Genomic DNA, 22,500 nt, shown 5'->3' with positions numbered 1-22,500 from the left:
TCGCTTTGAATTAACTTACGAAATCGGAGAAAAAATCCTGCCGCTGCGCGCACTCGCCGCACTGCGATAACCATGACACACAATGTCGCGTCTTCGGATGCCGTTCGGCCCGGTTATGATAAGACCGAAGTCTCCTGAAATCGTGCTGCCGGAGGATCGATGGCGCGCCAGATTAATTACTATTTTTCGCTGCAGTCGCCATGGGCTTACATCGGACATGCGCTCTTTGAGGATCTTGCCGCCGCGCATCGGCTGAAGGTCAATTACAAGCCAGTTCTCCTGACTGATGTCTTCTCCGAGACCGGCGGCCTGCCGCTGGCGAAACGTCACCCGGCGCGGCAGCGTTATCGGATGATGGAACTGCAGCGCTGGCGCGACAAGCGCGATCTGAAGTTCAATTTGAAGCCGCGGTTTTTTCCGGGCGACCCGCGGCTTGCCGATGGAGTGGCTGTTGCCGCAGTTGTTGCAGGACTTAATCCCGAGCCGTTCATGCGCCGCGCTTTCGCCGGTCTCTGGGAGCAGGAACTCGATCTTGCAGATCCGGCCACAGTGACGCGGCTGGCCGATGAGGCCGGTCTGCCGGGTGCAAGGCTTGCCGCTGAGGCGACCTCAGCCGAGATCGGCGCGGCCTATGAGCAGAACCGCCAGGATGCGATTGCGTCCGGCGTCTTCGGCTCGCCCTGCTGGGTGCTCGACGGCGAGGTTTTCTGGGGACAGGATCGGATCGAATTGCTGGCCGATGCGTTGAAATCAGGCCGCAAGGCCTACACCTCTGATGTTTGAGGCCAAGGCAGATGTTGGCCGCGATGAGGAGCCCATGGGTTCAGCCGGTATCGTAGTCGAGACATCATCGGCGGCGCTCCGCCGAATGGGGCTTGCCGCGATGGTGTTGGCGGCGGCGGTGATGACTGGTCACGAGGCGCGTGCGCAGGCGATGCCCGAGACCGAAAACGGCCGTTTCACGTTGTCACCTGTCACCGACGGATTCCTGCGGCTCGATACCCGCAACGGCGTGGTGTCGATCTGCACCAACAAGAGCGGCTGGACCTGCCGGCTGGTGCCGGACGAGCGCGCCGCGCTCGATACCGAGATCGGCCGGCTTCAGGCCGACAACAAGAAACTGCGCGAGCAACTGGCCCAGCGCGATACGGTCAGCGGCAAGACCGATGCGCCGCTGGCCAAGGAAGATTCGAAGAAAAGCGCACAGGCTGCGCCGGGCAGCAAGGCGTCGCCTGACGGAAAGATCGAACTGCAACTGCCGCCGGAGCACGAAAAGCTGATGGCGCTGATCGAGCGGGTCTGGGAGCGGCTGATCGATATGGCGAACCGGATGCAGAAAAAGCTGTCCGAGAAAATCTGAGATTTCGAAATCTGAAATCCAATGTTGCAAAAAAAGGCCGCGGATTGCTCCGCGGCCGTTGTGTTTGAAAGGTCCGGCGGAGCGAGCCGCCTGACCTTCAATCGTTACTTGCTGATATCGACGTCCTTGGTTTCCGGCAGGAAGAAGAAGCCGACCACCACGGTGATCAAGGCGAAGATCACCGGATACCAGAGGCCTGCGTAGATATCGCCGGTCGATGCCACGATCGCGAATGACGTCGCGGGCAACAGACCGCCGAACCAGCCGTTGCCGATATGGTAGGGCAGCGACATCGAGGTGTAGCGGATCTTGGTCGGGAACAGTTCGACCAGCATCGCGGCGATCGGGCCGTACACCATGGTGACGTAGATCACGAGGACGAACAGCAGTCCGATGATCGCGGCCACCTGCGGTTTGAAGATGTCGAACGGATGCGACATCTTCGCGAGCGTCGGGTTGGCGCCGCGCTTCGGATAACCTGCCGCCTGAAGGGCAGCCGTCGCGCTGGCATTCGAATCCGCCGGCTTGGTGTAAGGCACTTCGGTCCCATTGATCGAGATCTTCACCGGCGAGCCGGCAGGACCTGCAACGGTGTCATACTTGACCGAGGACTTCGCGAGGAAGTCGCGGGCAAGGTCGCAAGGCGCGGTGAACACGCGGGTGCCGACCGGATTGAACAGGTCGCCGCAGCCCTTCGGATCTGCGATCACCGAAACCTTCACCGTCTCGATGGCCTTTTCCAGCTGCGGGTTGGCGTTGCTGGAAATCATACGGAAGATCGGGAAGAAAGTCAGAGCCGCGATCAGACAGCCGGCGAGGATGATCGGCTTACGGCCGATCTTGTCCGACAGCGCACCGAACACGATGAAGAAGCCGGTGCCCAGCAGCAGCGACCACGCGATCAGCAGGTTCGCGGTGTAGCCGTCGACCTGCAGAATCGATTGCAGGAAGAACAGTGCGTAGAACTGGCCCGTGTACCAGACCACGCCCTGGCCCATCACGCCGCCGAGCAGCGCGATCAGCACGAGCTTGGCGTTGCTCCAGTTGCCGAAGGCTTCGGTCAAAGGCGCTTTCGAGCCCTTGCCTTCATCCTTCATCTTCTGGAACACCGGCGATTCATTCAGCTTCAGCCGGATGATGACGGAGACGCCGAGCAGAACCACCGAGAGCAGGAACGGAATGCGCCAGCCCCATGCCGCGAAGTCGGCTTCACCGAGAATGGTGCGGGTGAAGAGAATGACCAGCAGCGACAGGAACAGGCCGAGTGTCGCGGTCGTCTGAATGAACGAGGTGTAGTAGCCGCGCTTGCCGGGAGGCGAATGCTCCGCGACGTAGGTCGCCGCACCGCCGTACTCGCCGCCGAGCGCAAGGCCCTGCAACAGGCGCAGGGCGATCAGAATGATCGGAGCCGCGATGCCGATGGTGGCAGCGTTCGGGAGCAGGCCGACGATGAAGGTCGACAGACCCATGATGAGGATCGTGACAAGGAAGGTGTACTTGCGGCCGACGAGATCGCCGATGCGGCCGAACACGATGGCGCCGAACGGGCGCACCAGGAAGCCGGCGGCGAAAGCCAGCAGTGCGAAGATGTCACGGGTCGCCGGCGGATAGGCGCTGAAGAACTGCGCGCCGATGATCGCGGCGAGCGATCCGTAAAGATAGAAGTCGTACCACTCGAAGACGGTGCCGAGCGACGATGCGAAGATGACGAAACGTTCGTCCTTCGTCATGCCGCCCGCTCGTGGCGAGGTCGTAGTCATTGTGGCCATTTCAAAGCTCCCCAAACGTGTTGCTGAAAATTCGCTTCGCGCGCCGCTCTTTCGCCGGCTGAAAAAGTGCGAGAAGTTCGTAATCAAGGTAACATCGGCGTGAAACCCGGCCCTATAAGACTTTCGGCCAGCCAAATGGGTAGGAAGGGGCACCGTGCAGTGCACAATCGTTGCGATCAGCGACCGGTGAGCTTGTTGTTTTTGTTCCCGGGTTGCATGACTGAACAACGCGGTAAACACTCGAATTCAATATCGTTGCCGCGCCTAATCAGCTATTGCATGCGGAATAAATGACCATCGCCACCAGCACACATCTCGTTGTCGCCGACGATCATCCGCTTTTTCGTGACGCCCTGCGACAAGCAGTCGCGACTGTCGTCGCGTCGGCGCGGATCGATGAAGCGGGGTCGTTCGAGGAGTTAACGGCGCTGCTTGAGCGCGAATCCGACGTCGATCTGATCCTGCTCGATCTGTCGATGCCGGGAATCAGCGGGTTCTCGGGGCTGATCTATCTCCGCGCGCAATTCCCGGCGATCCCTGTCGTGATTGTCTCGGCCAGCGACGACGCCGGCACGATCCGCCGGTCGATGGACTTCGGCGCATCCGGTTTCATTCCCAAGCGCTTTGGCGTCGAGACGTTGCGTGAGGCGATCGGCAGGGTGATGAACGGTGACGTCTGGGTGCCGGCCGATGTCGATCTGTCCGCCGCGGCCGATCCCGACATGACCAGATTGCGGGACCGGCTGGTGACGCTGACGCCCCAGCAGGTCCGGGTGCTGATGATGCTGTCGGAAGGCCTGCTCAACAAGCAGATCGCCTACGAGCTTGGCGTGTCGGAAGCGACGATCAAGGCGCACGTATCCGCCATTCTGCAAAAACTCGGCGTTGAAAGCCGGACCCAGGCGGTGATCGCAGCGGCGAAGATCGCCGGTGGGGAGTGGAAACAGGCTGACCCCGCGAAATAGCCGTCAGCCGGGCGCGAACAGCTTCTGCAAAAGCGATGGATCAATGATTGAGGCAGTGATTTGGGATTTTGGCGGGGTCCTCACCACGTCGCCGTTCGAGGCCTTTGCGCGGTTTGAAAGGGAGCGCGGCCTTCCTCTCGATATTATCCGGCGGACCAACGCCGCGAACCATTTCGAGAATGCGTGGGCGAAGTTCGAGCGCGCCGAAGTGGATCTTGCGACCTTCGATGAACTGTTCGCGGCGGAATCGCTGGCGCTCGGCGCCGAAGTCCGGGGCCGCGATGTTGTGCCGCTGCTGTCGGGCGATCCGAGGCCGGAGATGGTCGAAGCACTGCGGCGGATCAAGCAGCGATTCAAAACCGGCTGCATCACCAACAATCTTCCCGCCAACGCCATCGGCAGTTCCGGCGGCCGCGCGCTCTACGTCGCGGAGACGATGGCGCTGTTCGATCACGTCATCGAGTCGGCGAAGATCGGCTTGCGCAAACCCGATCCGCGAATCTATCAAATGATGGTTGAGGCGCTGGGCGTCGATCCGAACAGGTGCGTCTATCTCGACGATCTCGGCGTCAACCTGAAGCCGGCGCGGGAGATGGGCATGACCACCATCAAGGTGATCGATGCGCCTCAGGCGATCCGTGATCTGCAAGCTGCGACGGGGCTTGCGCTGGGTGATCTCGTTCGCGCCTGAACCATTCCTCTATTCGGCGGCCACCATCTGCTGCGCCCGCCACTGCGCGAGCAGCGCGCGCAAAGCGGCAGGCTTGACCGGCTTGTTGAGCACGACGATTCCATCCTCGCGTGCGGCATCGCGCACATGCGGGCTGCGGTCGGCCGTGATCAGGATTGCAGGAATGCCATCGCCAAACCGCTGCCGGATGTCCCGGATCGCCGCGATGCCGTTGCCGCGGTCGAGATGATAGTCGACCAGCAGCCCGGTCACCCGCTCGTTGGCCGCCGCAATGGCGTCCGCGGCGGTCACCGGATCGACTGCGGCGATCACCTTGGCGTCCCAACCGGTCAGCAGCGTCTTCATGCCGTCGAGAATGGCGCGGTCGTTTTCGATGCAAACGATGAGAGTGCCGCTCATTGGCGCCTTGGACGAGACGCTGGTGCCGGACACCGTCGCGGTATGGGTGACGGTTTTTGCAATCGGCATCGTCACCGAGAAGCGCGATCCGCCGCTGCGGTTCGAATCGACCACGATGCGGTGGTTCAGAACCCGCGCCAGCCGCTCGACAATCGACAGGCCGAGGCCCAGCCCGCGCGCGATCCGGGCGCCCTGATCGAGCCGGTGGAATTCCTTGAAAATCTCGGCGCGCTTCGGAATCGGAATGCCGAGGCCAGTGTCATAGATTCCGATTTCGAGCGACTTGCCCCTGCGGCGGCATCCGACCAGAACCCGGCCCTTGGGCGTGTACTTGATGGCGTTCGAGATCAGGTTTTGCAGCAGCCGCCGCAGCAGCACACGATCCGAGGAAACTGCAAGCGAGCAGGGCACGAAGGTGAGTTTCAGCTTTCGCGCCTTTGCGATCGGCGCGAACTCCACTTCCAGCGACCGCATCAGGTCGCTCATGCGGAAGCTGGAGATCGACGGCGTCATGGCGCCGGAGTCGAGCCGCGAGATGTCGAGCAGCGCACCCAGGATTTCCTCGATGGCTTCCAGTGAGTCGTCGATGTTGCCGACAAGGCGGGCATCCTCGCCGCCGTCCTGCCGCTCGACAAGGCTGGTGACATAAAGCCGTGCCGCGTTGAGCGGCTGCAGAATGTCGTGGCTGGCGGCGGCAAGGAAGCGGGTCTTGGAGATGTTGGCTTCCTCGGCGGTGCTCTTGGCCCGCGCCAGTTCGCTGTTGAGGCGCGTCAGTTCCTCGGTGCGTTCGCGAACCCGCTTCTCCAGCGTGGCGTTGGCGCGCTCCAGCGCTTCCGCCGCTTCAAAGCTCGGTGTGATGTCGGAGAAGGTGATCACCAGCGCGCCGCCCGGCATCCGGTTGGCGCGAACCTCCACAACCATGTTGCGGTCGGTCAGCCGCTCCAGATAGGGCTCGCCCTCGGTGGTGTAGGCGGCGAGCCGGCGTTGCAGCATGGCAGGATCGGCATCCTCTGTCTGTCCGTTGCTGCCGATGAATTCAAGAATCTCGACCAGCGGAATCCCGATCTGTGAATACTGCGCGGGCAGGTCGAGAATCTCGCCGAATTGCTGGTTCGATGTGATGAGCTGCAATTCCGGATTGAACACCGCGATGCCCTGGCGGACGTGGTTGAGTGCCGTTTGCAGCATTTCGCGATTGAAATGCAGCGCGGTGTGCGCGTCGTCGAGCAGCTTGAGCGCGGCCTTGGCTGACACCGCGCGCTTGCGCAGCAGCAGCGACAGCACAAGCCGCGACGACGCCGCGCCGATCGACGATGCGATCAGATGTTCGGCATGGCGCAGCAGGCGGAAATCCGCAGGCGCCGCACGATCGATATTGACGTGGTGGCTGGCGGCGAAGGTTTCGAACGACTGCTGCGCGCGTTCCGGACCCAGATACTGCGCCACCGTGGTGAGCAGGTCCTGCACCGTCACCGTTGTACGCCAGCGCCTGAAATTCGGCGCGATCGGCGCCAGTTCGTTCGGCACGAACAGATCGGCCTGAACCCGCTCGATGGATGTCGGCTGGCGCAGCAGCGACAGCACGACATAGGTCAGAAGGTTGAGCGACAGGCTCCAGAACACGCCATGGATCAGCGGGGCCATCTCGGTGCCGAGCAATGCCCGGGGCCGCAGCGCCGCGATGCCGAACAGGCCTTCATTCAGCCAGATCACGCCGCGCGGATCGACATCGGCGAAGCTCGGCAGGAACAGCGTGTAGGCCCACACCGCAAAGCCGATCAGCATGCCGCCCATGGCGCCGCGCGCGGTCGCGCGCCGCCAGAACAGTCCGCCGAGAAAGGCCGGCGCCAGCTGGGCGACGGCGGCAAACGAGAGCAGGCCGATGGCAGCGAGCTGCGCGTTGCCGAGCGCGTGGTAGTAGAGATACGCCATCGCCATGATGGCGAAGATCGCGACCCGGCGCACCTTGAGCAGAAAGCCGCCGAAGTTCGCCTTCCCCGCCTGCGCGGCAGGCCGCCGTTTCAACACCAGCGGCACAACGATGTCATTCGACACCATGATCGCAAGCGCCACGCATTCCACGATCACCATGGCGGTGGCCGCGGACAGGCCGCCGATAAACACAATCACGCTGAGCCATGTGGCACCTGCCTGAATCGGCAGCGCCAGCACGTACATGTCGCTGTCCGACGCGCCGAACGGGAAGGTGACAAGACCGGCAATCGCGATCGGGATCACGAACAGGTTGATCGCGACCAGATAGAGCGGGAACAGCCAGCGTGCGCGGCGAACCTCGGCCTCGGTCGAGTTCTCGACGACGCTGACGTGGAATTGCCGCGGCAGCAGCATGATCGCCAGAAACGAGAGCAGCGTCATGGCGGCGAAATTGCCGATCGACGGCGCGGTCTCGATGGCACGCACCGCCTCCGGCGTCTTCATGGCGCGCTCCCACAGATCGGACGGCCCGAACATGACGAAGGTCACGAACACGCCTGCGGCGATGAAGGCGACCAGCTTGACGAGGGATTCCGTCGCGACCGCCAGCATCAGGCCGTGCTGGTGTTCGGTGGCATCGGTCTGACGCGTTCCGAACAGCACCGCGAAGGCAGCAAGCGTAATGGTGACGATAAAGGCGATGTCGCCGATATAGGGAATGCTGGAAACATCCTGATCCTGATTGAGGATCGTTTCCAGCGACGACGCGACGGCCTTCAGTTGAAGCGCGATGTAAGGCACCGAGCCGATGATGGCGATGGCGGCAGCGGTTGCCGCGACCGCCTGGCTCTTGCCGTAGCGTGCGGCAATGAAGTCGGCGATCGAGGTGATGTTCTGCGATTTCGCCAGCTGGATGACGCGCATCAGCAGCGGCGTGCAGAACGCGATCATCAGGATCGGTCCGACATAGATGGCAAGAAACTCGACGCTGGTTCGCGTGGCGAGGCCCACCGAGCCGAAGAACGTCCAGGACGTACAGTAGATCGCCAGCGACAGAGGATAGATGATCGTGCCGAGGCGGCCGCGCTGGACCTGCGTCAGCCGCTCGCCGTAACTTGCGACCACGAACAGCAGGCCGATGTAGCCGAAAGCGGCTGCGATCACGCCCCAGTCATGCAGCATCGAATTAATCCCTGACGTCAGGGCACGATCCTCTCCGAAAACCGGTTCCCGACTTTTCGGGACCGCGCTTGGCCAACGCCCGGTGTGACCTTAACCCGGTCCGATATCACGCGCATCTGAACTCGGGGTGTCCGCTGGGCGGACAAGAATATTGGCACACAGGCCCGAATCAGGTATTACACGTAATAGTTGCATTACCAGTGTAACGCACTTCGGGGGCGGGTCATGGGTCAGATGCTACCTGTCAGGGATGCCCCGATCGCTATCGTCGATGACGATGCATCGGTTCGTGATGCGCTGTCGCTGCTGCTGAAAATCGACGGCTTCATCCCGGAAACATTTGCAGACGGCGAGTCATTTCTGGGGTGGTTGCAATCATCTGCCCCGTCTTGCGTCATTCTCGATATTCAGCTTCCGGGCCGTTCCGGGCTCGCGGTGCTGAGGCAGCTCGCCGACATCCATTTTGCGCCACCGGTCTTCGTCATGTCCGGTCAATCGGACGTGGCGATGGCGGTGGAAGCCATGAAGCTCGGTGCGCTGGATTTTCTCGAAAAGCCATTTTCTGCCGGTGCCATGATCGAGCGTGTTCGCGAGGCCGTTGTGATCTATCGCCGCTCTGCTGCCGGGCATATCGATGGTCTGGCCGATTTTCCGGGGATCGAGCTTCTCACCCGGCGTGAGCGGGACGTGCTGGGTCAGGTCGCCCACGGCGCATCGAACAAGGAGGCAGGGCGGCGGCTGGGCATCAGCCCGCGGACCATCGAGGTCCACCGCGCGCGCATCATGGACAAACTCGGTGCACGAAATGCCGCCGACCTGATGCGGATCGTGTTGGGGAATGCGCCGTCACCGGTGCGGCAGATCGTCAGAGCCGGCTAAAGCCGGAACGATCGGTCAGCCGTCAGTTATTCAGCCGCCAGGGGCTTGGCGTGCAGCGGCAGATCGAGCTGCTCCCACACCTGGACCAGCGCCTCGGCAAGGGCATCGATCAGCGCATCCTCATGATACGGCGACGGCGTAATGCGCAGGCGCTCGGTGCCCTTGGGCACGGTCGGATAGTTGATCGGCTGAATATAGATGCCGTGCTGTTCGAGCAGAAGATCGCAAGCCTTCTTGCAGCGCTCGGGGTCGCCCACGAACAGCGGCACGATATGGGTGTCGCTCGACATTACCGGAAGACCGGCAGCGGTCAGAATGGCCTTGAGCCGCGCGGCGCGGTCCTGATGACGCTCGCGCTCCCAGCTCGATGATTTCAGATGCCTGATCGCAGCCGTCGCAGCGGCGCAGATCGCCGGCGGAAGTGCGGTGGTGAAAATAAAGCCCGGCGCATAGGACCGCACTGCATCCACGAGCTTTGCGCTGCCGGCGATGTAGCCGCCAAGGCAGCCGAACGCCTTGGCCAGCGTGCCCTCGAGAATGTCGATCCGGTGCATCACGCCATCGCGCTCGGCAATGCCGCCGCCGCGCGGGCCGTACATGCCGACCGCATGAACCTCGTCGACATAGGTCATCGCGCCATAGCGCTCGGCGAGATCGCAGATCTTCGCCAGCGGCGCCACGTCGCCGTCCATCGAATAAAGGCTTTCGCACACCACCAGCGTCGGGCGGCCCGCATTGGCGCGCAGCAGCTCTTCGAGATGCGCCACGTCGTTGTGGCGGAACACAAGATACTGCGTACCGGACTGGCGGATGCCCTCGATCATCGAGTTGTGATTCAGCGCGTCCGAGAGGATCAGGCAGTTCGGGATCAGCTTCGCCAGCGTTGCGATGCCGGTCTGGTTCGAGACGTAGCCCGAAGTGAACACCAGCGCCGCTTCCTTGCCGTGCAGATCGGCAAGCTCCTGCTCAAGCTGGATCAGGGAATGGTTGTTGCCCGCGATGTTGCGGGTGCCGCCGGCGCCGGTCCCGGTGCGGGTGGCGGTCTCGACCATTGCGCCCACCACCTTGGGATGCTGGCCCATGCCGAGGTAGTCGTTCGAGCACCACATCACGATGTTGCGCTGGCCCTTGGGTGAGTGCCAGACCGCATGCGGATAACGGCCGGCGATCCGCTCCAGATCGGCGAATACGCGATACCGCCGCTCGTCATGGAGGCGACCGAGGGCGTCATCGAAGAACTTGTTGTAATCCATCACAAAAACCCTGATGGGGACCCGGATTACGGCAGCCGGCCCAAGGATTTACCAAGCGGTCTTCTGTCGCGCGCAGGGTCTTTTTAGAGCTTTTCCAGCTTTGATGTCGAGGCTGTTTTCGCCGGTCATGTATGCGGCTGGCGAGGAGTTGATCGAGATCAATCCCGCCAATCAGCGTGCCGGTACCAAGATCAGGCTGCGGTGAAGCGCAGCACGCCATCCGTGCCGAGATTGGATTTCAGACGGCCATGGGCGAGCATGTGATTGACGTGCGCGATCAGTTCGCCGGCGGCAAAGCCAGTCTGGTGGGCGTCAAGCACATGCTTGTGGAACACCACCGGCACCAACTCCGCCGAAGTCTTCGGCGACGTGCGGCAGGCATCGGCGATCAACTTGCAGCGCTCTTCATGATGATCGGCCAGCTGCTTGATTCGGGTCTTCACCCCGTAGAACGGAACGCCGTGTCCCGGCAGCACCAGCACGTCGTCCGGCAGCAGGCCGGTGAGTTCGGCAAGTGACGTGAGGTATTCGCCGAGCGAGTTGGCCTCGGGTTCGACCGCCCACACGCTGACATTCGGCGAAATCTTGCTCAGCACCTGATCCGCCGACAGGAAAATGTTGTCGGCCTCGCAGTACATCATGACCTGATCGAGCGCGTGGCCGCCGCCGGTGATGATGCGGAATGTGCGCGACCCGATGGTGATCTCGTCACCCTTCGACAGGCGGTGAAAGGAAGCCGGAAGGATCGACACGCGCGCGAGATAATCCATACCCCGGCCGAGCAGCGCTTCGGTGATCTCCTCGTCCATGCCGTGGCGGCGGAAGAACAGACGCTGCGCCAGTTTGCGCTCGGGCGAGCCGCGGTGCTGGTGATACGCCGCCTGCAGATACTCCACCTGCGACATGTGAAGTTCGCAGTTGAAGCGCTCGACGACCCAGCCCGCTAGTCCGACGTGATCGGGATGCGCATGCGTCACGATCAGCTTTGTGATCTTGAAACCCTTCAGCGGCCCTTCGAACAGTGTCGTCCATGCGGCGATGGTGGCTTCGTTGCCGATGCCGGTATCGATCATGGTCCAGCCGTCGCCGTCGGCGAGCAGATAGATGTTCACATGGTTGAGACGGAACGGCAGCGTGAGCCGCACCCACATCAGGCCGGGCGCGATCTCGATCGCTTCATCCGGCTTGGGCGGCGTCTCGATCGGATAGCGAAGGCCATCCGGGGCTGCGGTCCTTGGGGCGGTTTTGGTGTGCATCGTCTCGCAATCTTGTTTTTCAGGGTCCGGCTTAACGCGGCAATCGGTGCCGCGCTAGTGTTCCGGCCCGCCAAAGCTCACGTTTTACGGGGCGCGCGGACATGGTTGCCATGCAGGCAGCCATGCCTCGGTGTTCCTTGGCGTTTCAAACAGCGTCAGGAAGCGGCTGCGCCGGACACCGTGGCCGCTGCTGGCTTCGCGTCCACATGCGTATGGTTGTGCGGCTTAGCGTCGTCGAGCTTCGATTTGATGCCGAGACGATCGAGCAGATCGGCGTCGCGCACGGTCTGCGGATTCTTGGTGGTCAGCAGCACGTCGCCGATGAAGATCGAGTTCGCGCCGGCCACGAAGCACAGCGCCTGCAATTCGTCGGTCATGTACTGGCGGCCGGCGGACAGGCGAACGACACTGCGCGGCATCATGATGCGCGCGACTGCGATCATACGCACCAGCGCGATCGGATCGGGGCGCTCGGCGGTGTCGTTGACCGGCACGCCCTTGACCTCGTTCCACATGTTGATCGGAACGCTCTCCGGATGTTCGGGAAGGTTCGCCAGCAGCGCCAGCATGCCGAGACGGTCATCGACCTGCTCGCCCATGCCGATGATTCCGCCGCAGCAGACCTTGAGGCCGGCTTCGCGCGCATGCGCCAGCGTGTCGATGCGGTCCTGCATTGTGCGCGTGGTGATGATCTTGCCGTAGAACTCCGGCGAGGTGTCGACGTTGTGATTGTAGAAGTCGAGGCCGGCGTCATGCAGACGCTTGGCCTGTGCATCGGTCAGCATGCCGAGCGTGACACAGGTCTCCATCCCGAGCCCCTTCACGGCGCTCACCATGTCGCAGACCTTGTCGAGATCCTTGTCCTTCGGATTGCGCCATGCCGCCGCCATGCAGAAGCGTTCCGCACCGGCTTCCTTGGCGCGCTTGGCGGTGGCCACGACATCGTCGTGATCCATCAGCTTCGAGGCCTTGAGGCCGGTGTCGTATTTGGCGCTCTGCGAGCAGTAGCCGCAATCCTCCGGGCAGCCGCCGGTCTTGATGCTGAGCAGGCTCGCGGTCTCGACGTGATTGGGATCGAAGTTGCGGCGGTGAATGCTCTGCGCCTGGAAGATCAGATCCGCGAAGGGGAGATCATAGAGCGTCTGCGCTTCAGCACGGGTCCAGTCGTTGCGTGGCTCGATCAGCGCGTCCCTGCCCATCGACGTTCCGCCCTTCACATCCGAACTCGGCACTATGCTCATGCGCTAACCCCTTACGTGTTTTAAGGCGTCGCCCTGAAGCGCCGCTGTCTTGGTTCGTCGGGCAGAAAGCGATGTCTCGACGGCACGCGCGATTTCCCCGGATCGAGACTAGCAAGGACCATGGAGGTCCAGAAGAGTCAATCAGGAGTGTAGTTCGGTGCGCGGACGTATGGCTAAAAGCAGTAGCAAATCATGCTGTTCCGCCAAGCGCAGGGTCTGCATTTTCGTTCTTGCGCGCGTCTTTAACGAATTGGGGCCCGAAGCAGAAAGCTCCGGGCCCCAAAACAGAATGCAGGCATGCCAGATGGCATAGCGTCTAGACGCAATATTACGCAGCCCGGATATTGAGCAGGAAGGCATCGACCTCTGCGCGAAGCGTGTCGGCTTCACGGCGAAGTTCGTTCGATGCGTTGAGCACTTCGCCGGCCGCGGTTCCTGCCTCGCTCGAGGCGCGGCTCACGCCGACGATGTTGCTCGACACTTCCGCAGTGCCGCTCGCGGCGTGCTGGATGTTGCGCGCGATCTCGCGGGTCGCTGCGCCCTGTTCCTCGACGGCGGCGGCGATGGCGGTGGTCACCTCGTTGATCTCGCCGATGGTCGAGCCGATGCTGCGGATGGCGCTGACCGCCGATGCCGTGACGTTCTGCATGCTGGCGATCTGGGTGCGGATCTCGTCGGTCGCCTTCGCCGTCTGTTCGGCGAGGCTTTTCACCTCCGACGCCACGACCGCGAAACCGCGCCCGGCTTCGCCGGCACGCGCGGCCTCGATGGTGGCGTTGAGTGCGAGCAGGTTGGTCTGCGACGCGATCTCCTGAATCAGGTCGACGACGCTGCTGATGCGGTTGGCGTTGTCGGCGAGACCCTGCATGGTCGTGTCGGTCTTGCCCGCCTCGGTCACCGCGTTGGCCGCGATCTTGGTCGAACTCGTGACCTGGCGGCTGATCTCCTGGATCGACGACGACAATTCCTCGGTCCCGGCCGAAACCGTCTGCACGTTGACCGAGGTTTCCTCGGCGGCCGAGGCGACGGTGTTCACCAGTGCGCTGGAATGCTCGGCGGATGTGGACATGCTCTCCGCCGTCGCCTGCATGACATTGGCGGAGGTCATCAGGCTGTCGAGCGCGGCGCGCACCTTGTCCTCGAAGCTGACGATCTGCTTTTCGATGCGCGACGCCCGTTCCGCCTTGGCGAGACGGTCCTGGTCCTGCTCGCTGCTGAGCGTGCGCGAACGGATCATGCTGTCGCGGAACACCTCCAGCGAATCGGCCATCACAGCGATCTCGTCCTGCTGACGGCCGCGCTTCACCTCGGCGTCGAGGTCGCCCTCGGACAGGCGCCGCATCACGTCCTGCAGGTTGCCGATACGGCCAAGGATGTTGCGACCGACATAGAGCCAGACGAACAGGGCCGATCCGATCAGCGTCAGCGCGCCGAGCGCGAGCATCACCAATGTTGCCACCTTGATCTTGCTGCCTGCCATGGTGGTGGCGTCGGTGGTGTGGGCCTGCACGTCCTCGACGAGCTTTTTGACGCTCATCTCAAGGCCGCGATTGAGCTTGCGCGTTTCATCAACGATCAGCTGGCCGTATTCGTTCGCGTCCATTTCCTTCTGGCGAACCTTGAAGGTGCCGGTCTTGCCGTCCGCCAGCGCAACGACCTTGAGCAGCGGCTCGCGGATGGTCTCGCCGGCGTCGCCCTTCTTCATGCTGTCGAGTTTGTAGAGTGCATTTTTCTTTTTGGAGTCAAACGACTCCTGAAGCGCGGACAAGGTATCGGTGCTTTGTGCGGCCAGCGCTGCGGTCATGTCGGACGCCATCAGGTTGCCGTCGGTAATGACATTGCCGAGTACGTCGACAGCCCGCGCTGCATCCAATGCGTCGTTTTGCGAGAAATTGGCGGACCCGAGAATGGCGTTCATCTGGGTCTGGGCGTCGAGCATGGCCAGCGACGCGGCAGAGAGAAAATCGCTATGTGCCTTGCGCAGCGCAGTGGCCTGCGCTTCGCGCATGGCCGCGACCTCGAGCCGTTCCTTTGCGGCGGCGCCAATGCTGCCGACCATGTCTCCGATGCTTTTGCTGATTTCGTTCATCGAGTCCATGACAGTCTTGTCGGCCCCGAGCTTCGCAATCTCCGCAAGTTTCTCCACAACGATCCGCTGCGTACCCTGCATTTCAGCGGTGCGTTCCTTCAGTGTTGCGTCGCTGTCGGACGCCAGCAGGGCCTGGCCCTGATTGGAGAGGCTGGCGCTTTGCGCCGAGAGCTGGAGGCTTGCGGCGAGCCGCGGAATATCGTTGCCGCTGAGGGCATTCATGATGCCGCCGAGTTGGCTGAGCAGGATGCTTGCGCTGGTGCTGATGACAATCGCCATCCCGGCGATGACTGCAAAAGCCAGGAAGAGGCTTCCCCGGACGCCGAGCTTCATGCTCGGCAGCTTGAAACGAAACAGATTTTTCGCGACCTTAAACCGCAAAGCCATAACCCGAATCCCCCGATTCCCCGTAAAATCACGCGCGGGCGGAGTATCCGGATGCCTGGTTAAAAATTTCAGGAACCAGGGGTGATTTCTGTCAAAAATTTCGCGCAGGGCTGCAATGCGAGGCTTTTGAGAGGGCTGGTGCTGCCAGACAGGATTGAACTGTCGACCTCTCCATTACCAATGGAGTGCTCTACCACTGAGCTACGGCAGCGAACGCCAGACAAGAAAGAGCCAGAACCGTACCAGGTACGTGAATCAGCTGAAAAGCCTCTAAAGGCGCGCGTTCCTTTGCCATAAGGCAACTGGCGGTGCAAGCACCGAGAGGCCCGTTCTTGCCCCCAGGCGGCGGAACTCAGGCTGAAGCAGCCTTGGCGGATTTATATTTCGCCAGCTCCGGGCCGATCCGGGCGCTCATCCGGGTGCTTAAGGCCTCCAAAGCCTTGAAGGGCCGGATCATCACCTCGAATTCGATGATTTTTCCGGCGGAATCGAATTTCACCAGATCGACCCCTTTGAGTTGCAGCTCGCCGATATTGGCGCTGAACTCCAGGGTCACATCGTGGGTCCCGGACACGAAGGTGCGGTGATAGCGGAAATTCTCGAAGATCTGCACGACCGCGCCGAGGATCAGCACGCTGGCGGGGCGTCCCGGGATCGGCAGATGCACGAACGGCGAACGGAACACGGTGGTTTCCGCAAGAAGCGGCCGCAGCACGTCCTCGCTCCTGGTTTCGACGAAGCGATGCCAGCCCCTGAGTGTCTCCTGCACAGAGGGCGCAAGTCCCGGTGCGTCAGCCGTCATTGCATTCTCCCCGCCACATTGCTTGCCGTATCCGATATAAAATAATTCGTCACACCGGCCATGGCCGGTCAAGGAAACGCGCGAGCAGGCCTGTTATGACGGACGACGTCGCAAATGAGCGCAACGCCAAATCGGCCCGCCACGAGCGGCTGAAATCAGCGCTGCGCGACAATTTGAAACGGCGGAAGTCGCAGGCGCGCGGCCGCGCCGGCATGGCAATCGTGACGCCGGATGACGACGCGCAGGCACGGGATGATGCATCGGGCAGGGCCGCTCACCGGCGCGACGATGACACCTGAATCGCCGTCTTGAACCATCGGTTGATTGTTTGGCTGGGAGACACAATCTAGCCTGATGGAAACGGTCTCCACCGAGGGAGATCGGCGATCCTCGGTGCGAATGTAAGGAATATACGTGATGGCGACGGACCAGGCAGCAGCAAATGGGCCGGGCGCCCCGGAATCGGACGCTGCACGTGCGGCATTTCCCCGGTTCGAGCAGACGTTTCCGACATTGACGGAGACGGAGATCGACCGCATGCGCCGGTTTGGCGAGGTGCGTCAGTACAAGGACGGCGAACGGCTGTTCGAGTCCGGCAAGGTCGGTCCCGGCATGTTCGTCATTCTGTCGGGCCACGTCTCCATTACCCAGCGCGACGGCATGGGCCACGTCACGCCGGTGATCGAGCAGGGGCCGGGCCAGTTTCTGGCCGAGGTCGGGCAATTGTCCGGCCGTCATGCGCTGGTGGACGGCACCGCTGAGGGCGACGTCGAAACGCTGCTAATTCCATCCCAGAGTCTGCGTGCGCTGCTTGTGGCCGAAGCCGATCTTGGCGAACGCATCATGCGCGCGCTGATTCTGCGCCGTGTTGCCCTGATTCAAGCCGGCGTCGGCGGTCCGGTGCTGATCGGGTCGCCGTCGCTGGGCGACGTTGTGCGGCTGCAAGGCTTTCTGTCCCGCAACGGCGTTCCCCATCACGTGCTCGATCCTGCTGACGACAAGGATGCGGCGGATCTGATTGCGCGCTATTCGCCGTCGCCCGCCGATTTGCCGCTGGTGGTCGCTCCGGACGGCACGGTGCTGCGCAATCCCAGCGAAACCGATCTCGCCTATGCAATGGGAATGATCGGCGGTCCGATCAAGGACAAGCTTTATGATGTCGCCGTCGTTGGCGGCGGCCCCGCCGGACTTGCGACAGCGGTCTACGCGGCGTCAGAAGGATTGTCGGTAGCTGTGCTCGATGCCCGGCATTTCGGCGGACAGGCCGGTGCCAGCGCTCGCATCGAGAACTATCTCGGTTTCCCGACAGGCATCTCCGGTCAGGCGCTTGCAGGACGCGCCTACAATCAGGCGCAGAAGTTTGGTGCCGATCTGATGATTCCGGTCGAGGCCAAATCGCTCGACTGCTCGAAAAGCGGCGGCGCATTCGGATTGACAACCGAATGCGGTCATTTCCTGAAGGCAAAATCCATCGTCGTCGCCAGCGGAGCACGCTACCGGCGTCCCGCCATCGAGAATCTCGACAAGTTCGAGGGGCGCGGCGTTTGGTACTGGGCGTCGCCGATCGAAGGAAAGCTCTGTGCGCAGCAGGAAATCATTCTGGTCGGCGGCGGCAATTCCGCAGGGCAAGCCGCGGTGTTTCTGTCAGGTCACGCCAGCAAGGTGCGGATGATGATCCGCAGCGGCGGTCTCGCCGACAGCATGTCGCGCTACCTGATCGACCGCATCATGGCGACGCCGAACATCGAACTGATGATCCACACCGAGATCGTCAGGCTGGAAGGCGCCGAAGGCGGGCTTGAGCGCGTCCACTGGCGCAATCGCCGGACAGGCATCGAGACGGCGGGCGACATCCGCAATGTATTTTTGTTTGTCGGCGCCGATCCTGCGACCGCATGGCTGAAGGGCTGCGGCGTCGAGCTCGATCGCACCGGTTTTGTGGTGACCGGTTCGCAGTGCGAGGAAGGCAAGCCGGTCTCGGGGCTGGAAACCTCGGTGCCGGGCGTCTTCGCCGTCGGCGATGTGCGCTCCGGCTCGGTCAAGCGGATGGGCGGGGCGATCGGCGAGGGCGCGCAGGTCGTGGCCGCGCTGCATGGTTTTCTTGGCGACAAACTCGCGCAGCCCCATTAGCCTGTGACAGCCGGACAATTCTCTGACCAAGAGACCATCACATGCCCTGCAAGCACATCGCGGAGATCAAGGATGTCACACCGAGCGCGCTGGGCTGCGAGGAATGCCTGAAGACCGGTAGCGTCTGGCTGCACTTACGAATTTGCCGGACCTGCGGCCATGTCGGCTGCTGCGACGATTCGCCGAACCGGCACGCCACCAAACATTTCCGCGCCACTCAGCATCCTGTCATCGAAGGGTATGATCCGCCGGAAGGATGGGGCTGGTGTTACGTCGACGAAATCATGTTCGACCTGTCCAAACGCAAGACCCCGCATAACGGTCCGATCCCGCGTTATGATTGAACGGCGTCTGCCGGTTATCTGAGCTTCCAAGCGCCCCTGCATTGTCAGAATCGTGCCGATCCTCAAAAGGAGTTTTTTAGCATGCTGTATTTCCGGCGAGCCATTCGCGGCGCGGCCTGCGCCGCGGCAATGGCGGCATCCATCTTTCTCGTGTCAGTCGGCTACGCGTCAGCGCAGTCGGCACCGCAAAGCCGGACCGCCGACGTCAACGGCGTCAAACTGAATTATCTGATCGCTGGCAAGGGCGACCCCGTCGTGCTGCTGCATGGCTATGCCGAGACCAGCCACATGTGGCGGCCGCTGTTTCCCGGACTCGTCAACAAGCACACCGTGATTGCGCCCGATCTGCGCGGGTTCGGCAAATCCGATGCGCCCGAGGACGGCTATACCAAGAAGCAAATGGCGCAGGACATCCACGCACTGGTGAAGAGCCTCGGATTTACCAAGGTCAAGATCGTCGGCCACGACATCGGACTGATGGTCGCCTATGCCTATGCGGCGCAGTATCCGGCCGAGGTCGATCGTATCGTGCTGATGGATGCCTTCCTGCCCGGCGTCGGCGACTGGAAGAGCGTCTGGCTGCTGCGTGATCTCTGGCACTTCCATTTCTACGGCAAAACGCCGCTGGCGCTGGTTCAGGGCCGCGAGCGCATTTATCTCGAGCACTTCTGGAATGATTTTGCCGCCGATCCGGCCAGGTCCATTTCACAGAAGGACCGGAAAATCTATGCCAAGGCCTATGCGCAGCGGGGCCACATGAAGGCGGGAATGGAGGTCTTCCGCGCCTTCGAGAAAGACGCCGACGACTTTTCGGATTTTGCAAAGACCAAGCTGCCGATGCCGATGCTCGTTCTCTCCGGCGAGAAGGCGGGAGGTGTCTTCCTGATCGAACAGGGCAAGCTGGTCGCGACCAGTGTCGAGGGGGTGATCGTCAAGGGCTCGGGGCACTGGCTGATGGAGGAAGCGCCCGGACAGGTGATTCCGAAGCTGGTGGATTTTCTCAATCGCTGATCGCGCGACTCACAAAAAAATTGCGGGAGCTGAGCGCGCGGAAACGGAACTTCTGTTGAACTGTCGTGCGTATCATGTAGCCTTGGATTCATTCCAAACAGGGGCGCATCATGATTTTAGGCATGTCGTTAGCGGGTTTTACGGTTCTTCATCTCATCATCAGCATGATCGCCATCGGCCTGGGCTTTGTGGTGGCGGGTGGGATGCTTGCATCGAACAGGCTGCCGGGCTGGACGCTGTGGTTTCTCGTGCTGACCATCCTCACCAGCGCGACCGGCTTTCTGTTTCCCTTCACCAAGCTGCTGCCGTCGCACATCGTCTCGCTCATCTCGCTGGCGCTGCTGGCGGTTGCAGTCTACGCGCTCTATGGCAAAGGCCTCGCCGGCATCTGGCGCACGGTCTATGTGGTCACCGCGCTGCTCGCGCTCTGGTTCAATGTGTTCGTTCTGATCGCTCAGTCGTTCCAGAAGGTCGCATTGCTGAATGTCTACGCGCCCACCGGCGCCGAGCCGCCGTTTGCGATCACCCAGGGCATCGTGCTGGTGTTTTTCATCGGCTTGATCCTCCTCGGCATCAGGCGATTCAAGACAGCCTGAGACCAACTGGAGAACGGGAGCGTCGATGAAAGTCATTGTCTTCGGCGCGACCGGCATGGTGGGGCAGGGCGTTCTGCGTGAATGCCTGCGCGATGGCGATGTGACGGAGGTTCTGACCGTCGGCCGCAGCGCCACCGGTCAGCCGCATCCGAAGCTGTGCGAACTCGTGCATAAGGACTTTCTCGACTTCTCGACTATCGAGAAAGACATCACAGGCTATGACGCCTGCTTCTTCTGTCTCGGTGTGTCCTCGATCGGAATGGACGCGGAGCGCTACCGCCATCTGACTTACGACATCACGCTGGCGGCGGCGCGGCCGCTGGCGCGGCTCAACCCCGGCATGACCTTCGTGTATGTCACCGGCGCAAGCACCGACAGCACCGAGCAGGGCCGTGTGATGTGGGCGCGGGTCAAGGGCAAGACCGAGAACGATCTCCTCAAGCTGCCGTTCAAGGCCGCTTACATGTTCCGTCCCGGTGCGATCCAGCCGCTGCACGGGGTGCGGTCGAAAACCGCCTGGGTCCAGGCGATCTATGTCATGACCGGGCCTTTGCTGAGTTTCCTGCATCAGGTCGCGCCGAACTTTGTCACCACCACCGAGGAGGTCGGCCGCGCCATGCTGAGCGTGGCCAAGCGCGGCTATCCCAGGCCGATCCTTGAAATGGAAGACATCCATAAGGCCGGGGCCTGAACGCCGGGGCCGGACAGCTGGAAAGTCCGCAGTCCCACGCCCAGCCGACACAATTCGAGCGATTTTTCGGGTATTAAGCTGGAGTACCGGGGCTTTGGGGCATCCGGCGCGCGGTTTCCTCCCCCTCTGAAACGCGCTAAAAGCCACTTTAATCCGCAACAGGGCAGGTTTGGCATGGATCGCATTCGCATTGTCGGCGGCAACAAGCTCAACGGCACCATTCCGATTTCCGGCGCGAAGAACGCGGCCTTGCCGCTGATGATCGCAAGCCTGCTGACCGACGAGACCCTGATTCTCGACAACGTGCCGCGTCTGGCGGACGTCGCGCAGCTGCAGCGTATTCTCGGCAATCATGGCCTCGACATCATGGCGGCGGGCAAGCGCCCGGGCGACCACGAGTATCAGGGCCAGACCTTGCATATTTCCGCAGCCAACATCATCGACACCACGGCGCCCTATGAGCTGGTCTCGAAGATGCGCGCCAGCTTCTGGGTGATCGCGCCGCTGCTCGCGCGCATGAAGGAAGCCAAGGTGTCGCTGCCCGGCGGCTGCGCCATCGGCACCCGCCCTGTCGATTTGTTGATCATGGCGCTGGAGAAACTCGGCGCGGAATTGCAGATCGACGGCGGCTACGTGATCGCGAAAGCTCCCGGCGGACTTGTCGGCGCGGAAATCGATTTCCCCAAGGTCACCGTCAGCGGCACCCACGTGGCGCTGATGGCCGCGACGCTCGCCAAAGGCACGACGGTCATCACCAATGCTGCGTGCGAGCCCGAGATCGTCGATGTCGCCGACTGTCTCAACAAGATGGGTGCAAAGATTTCCGGCGCCGGCACGACGCGCATCGTGATCGAGGGCGTTAAGAAGCTGCACGGCGCGCGTCACACGGTGTTGCCGGACCGGATCGAGACCGGCACCTATGCCATGGCCGTGGCGATGACCGGCGGTGATGTGCAACTCGCGGGTGCGCGGCCTGAACTGCTGCAATCGGCGCTTGACGTGCTGACCGAAGCCGGAGCCACCATCACGCCGAACAATGAAGGCATCCGCGTTGCGCGCAACGGCGCAGGTATCAGCCCGGTCAAGGTCACGACCGCGCCGTTCCCCGGCTTCCCGACCGACCTTCAGGCGCAACTGATGGCGCTGATGGCCTGCGCCAAAGGCTCGTCGCACATCACTGAAACAATTTTTGAAAACCGGTTCATGCACGTTCAGGAACTGGCGCGGTTCGGTGCGCGTATTTCCCTTGATGGCGAGACCGCGATCATCGACGGCATCTCCAAACTTAAAGGAGCTCCGGTGATGGCGACGGATTTGCGTGCCTCGGTGTCGCTGGTGATTGCGGCGCTGGCCGCGGAGGGCGAAACCACCGTCAATCGCGTGTATCATCTCGACCGCGGCTTCGAGCGTCTCGAGGAAAAGCTCTCGGCCTGCGGCGCGACCATCGAACGTATCAGCGGGTAACCGAGGGCATGATCCCGAAAAGTGGAAGCCGGTTTTTGGAAAAGATCATACCCAAT

General features: G+C 62.0%; 19 protein-coding genes and 1 tRNA gene. 12 read left to right on the top strand and 8 right to left on the bottom strand.

The genetic code is table 11. The annotated features are described in order from the left end of the window. Positions 1-159: 159 nt before the first annotated feature. Complete coding sequence (locus AC1Q67_RS16115) at positions 160-783, top strand: 2-hydroxychromene-2-carboxylate isomerase (protein WP_492236334.1); 624 nt, start codon at positions 160-162, stop codon at positions 781-783. A gap of 34 nt (positions 784-817) precedes the next feature. Next, the gene (locus AC1Q67_RS16110) at positions 818-1,360 is read left to right on the top strand and encodes a hypothetical protein (RefSeq protein WP_492236332.1); all 543 of its coding nucleotides are present in this window, start codon (positions 818-820) and stop codon (positions 1,358-1,360) included. A gap of 104 nt (positions 1,361-1,464) precedes the next feature. Here AC1Q67_RS16110 and AC1Q67_RS16105 read toward each other — a convergent pair whose 3' ends face one another. Then, the gene (locus AC1Q67_RS16105; RefSeq protein ID WP_492236331.1) at positions 1,465-3,129 is read right to left on the bottom strand and encodes an MFS transporter; all 1,665 of its coding nucleotides are present in this window, start codon (positions 3,127-3,129) and stop codon (positions 1,465-1,467) included. Between the two features lie 290 nt (positions 3,130-3,419). Here AC1Q67_RS16105 and AC1Q67_RS16100 point away from each other — a divergent pair, with 290 nt between their 5' ends. Then, entirely contained in the window at positions 3,420-4,094 is a 675-nt protein-coding gene (locus AC1Q67_RS16100; protein ID WP_024577247.1) for a response regulator, read from the top strand. Between the two features lie 43 nt (positions 4,095-4,137). Beyond that, entirely contained in the window at positions 4,138-4,785 is a 648-nt protein-coding gene (locus tag AC1Q67_RS16095; RefSeq protein ID WP_024577248.1) for an HAD-IA family hydrolase, read from the top strand. A 9-nt stretch (positions 4,786-4,794) separates the two neighbouring features. Here AC1Q67_RS16095 and AC1Q67_RS16090 read toward each other — a convergent pair whose 3' ends face one another. Beyond that, a complete protein-coding gene (locus AC1Q67_RS16090; RefSeq protein ID WP_492236329.1) occupies positions 4,795-8,301 on the bottom strand; it encodes a PAS domain-containing hybrid sensor histidine kinase/response regulator in 3,507 nt (1,168 codons plus the stop codon). Positions 8,302-8,526: 225 nt separating this feature from the next. On the opposite strand from AC1Q67_RS16090, the gene AC1Q67_RS16085 reads away from it, so the two are divergent. Beyond that, positions 8,527-9,180, top strand: a complete 654-nt coding sequence (locus AC1Q67_RS16085; protein ID WP_024577250.1) for a response regulator transcription factor — start codon at positions 8,527-8,529, stop codon at positions 9,178-9,180. A 26-nt stretch (positions 9,181-9,206) separates the two neighbouring features. Here AC1Q67_RS16085 and hemA read toward each other — a convergent pair whose 3' ends face one another. The 6 genes from hemA to AC1Q67_RS16055 form a co-directional block, all read right to left on the bottom strand. Further along, positions 9,207-10,433 (bottom strand): 5-aminolevulinate synthase, encoded by a 1,227-nt coding sequence (hemA, locus tag AC1Q67_RS16080; RefSeq protein WP_492236327.1) that lies wholly within the window; start codon positions 10,431-10,433, stop codon positions 9,207-9,209. Positions 10,434-10,624: 191 nt separating this feature from the next. Further along, a complete protein-coding gene (locus AC1Q67_RS16075; RefSeq protein WP_492236326.1) occupies positions 10,625-11,689 on the bottom strand; it encodes an MBL fold metallo-hydrolase in 1,065 nt (354 codons plus the stop codon). Positions 11,690-11,844: 155 nt separating this feature from the next. Next, entirely contained in the window at positions 11,845-12,888 is a 1,044-nt protein-coding gene (gene bioB / locus AC1Q67_RS16070; RefSeq protein ID WP_492236475.1) for a biotin synthase BioB, read from the bottom strand. 370 nt (positions 12,889-13,258) lie between these two features. Then, entirely contained in the window at positions 13,259-15,406 is a 2,148-nt protein-coding gene (locus AC1Q67_RS16065) for a methyl-accepting chemotaxis protein (RefSeq protein ID WP_024577254.1), read from the bottom strand. A gap of 136 nt (positions 15,407-15,542) precedes the next feature. Then, positions 15,543-15,617 (bottom strand) — tRNA-Thr (locus AC1Q67_RS16060). 141 nt (positions 15,618-15,758) lie between these two features. Beyond that, positions 15,759-16,208, bottom strand: coding sequence for a nuclear transport factor 2-like protein (locus AC1Q67_RS16055; protein WP_024577255.1), 450 nt, complete (start codon positions 16,206-16,208; stop codon positions 15,759-15,761). Between the two features lie 95 nt (positions 16,209-16,303). Between AC1Q67_RS16055 and AC1Q67_RS16050 the strand changes: the two genes are divergently transcribed. The 7 genes from AC1Q67_RS16050 to murA all read left to right on the top strand — a co-directional run bounded on the left by AC1Q67_RS16050 (position 16,304) and on the right by murA (position 22,444). Continuing rightward, positions 16,304-16,507 carry a hypothetical protein gene (locus AC1Q67_RS16050; RefSeq protein WP_492236323.1) on the top strand — a complete coding sequence of 68 codons (204 nt, stop codon included), beginning with the start codon at positions 16,304-16,306 and terminating at the stop codon, positions 16,505-16,507. A gap of 118 nt (positions 16,508-16,625) precedes the next feature. Beyond that, positions 16,626-18,338, top strand: coding sequence for an FAD-dependent oxidoreductase (locus AC1Q67_RS16045; RefSeq protein ID WP_492236322.1), 1,713 nt, complete (start codon positions 16,626-16,628; stop codon positions 18,336-18,338). A gap of 41 nt (positions 18,339-18,379) precedes the next feature. Next, a complete protein-coding gene (locus AC1Q67_RS16040; protein ID WP_024577258.1) occupies positions 18,380-18,682 on the top strand; it encodes a UBP-type zinc finger domain-containing protein in 303 nt (100 codons plus the stop codon). Positions 18,683-18,763: 81 nt separating this feature from the next. Continuing rightward, positions 18,764-19,693, top strand: coding sequence for an alpha/beta fold hydrolase (locus AC1Q67_RS16035; RefSeq protein ID WP_492236320.1), 930 nt, complete (start codon positions 18,764-18,766; stop codon positions 19,691-19,693). A 110-nt stretch (positions 19,694-19,803) separates the two neighbouring features. After that, complete coding sequence (locus AC1Q67_RS16030) at positions 19,804-20,289, top strand: hypothetical protein (protein WP_492236319.1); 486 nt, start codon at positions 19,804-19,806, stop codon at positions 20,287-20,289. Between the two features lie 25 nt (positions 20,290-20,314). After that, positions 20,315-20,980, top strand: a complete 666-nt coding sequence (locus AC1Q67_RS16025; protein WP_492236317.1) for an NAD-dependent epimerase/dehydratase family protein — start codon at positions 20,315-20,317, stop codon at positions 20,978-20,980. A gap of 174 nt (positions 20,981-21,154) precedes the next feature. Continuing rightward, complete coding sequence (gene murA / locus AC1Q67_RS16020; protein WP_492236315.1) at positions 21,155-22,444, top strand: UDP-N-acetylglucosamine 1-carboxyvinyltransferase; 1,290 nt, start codon at positions 21,155-21,157, stop codon at positions 22,442-22,444. Positions 22,445-22,500 lie beyond the last annotated feature (56 nt).

The sequence above is a fragment of the Afipia sp. GW823-FHT06G09 genome, from assembly GCF_058794875.1.
This window is presented reverse-complemented; position numbering and strand designations above follow the sequence as displayed.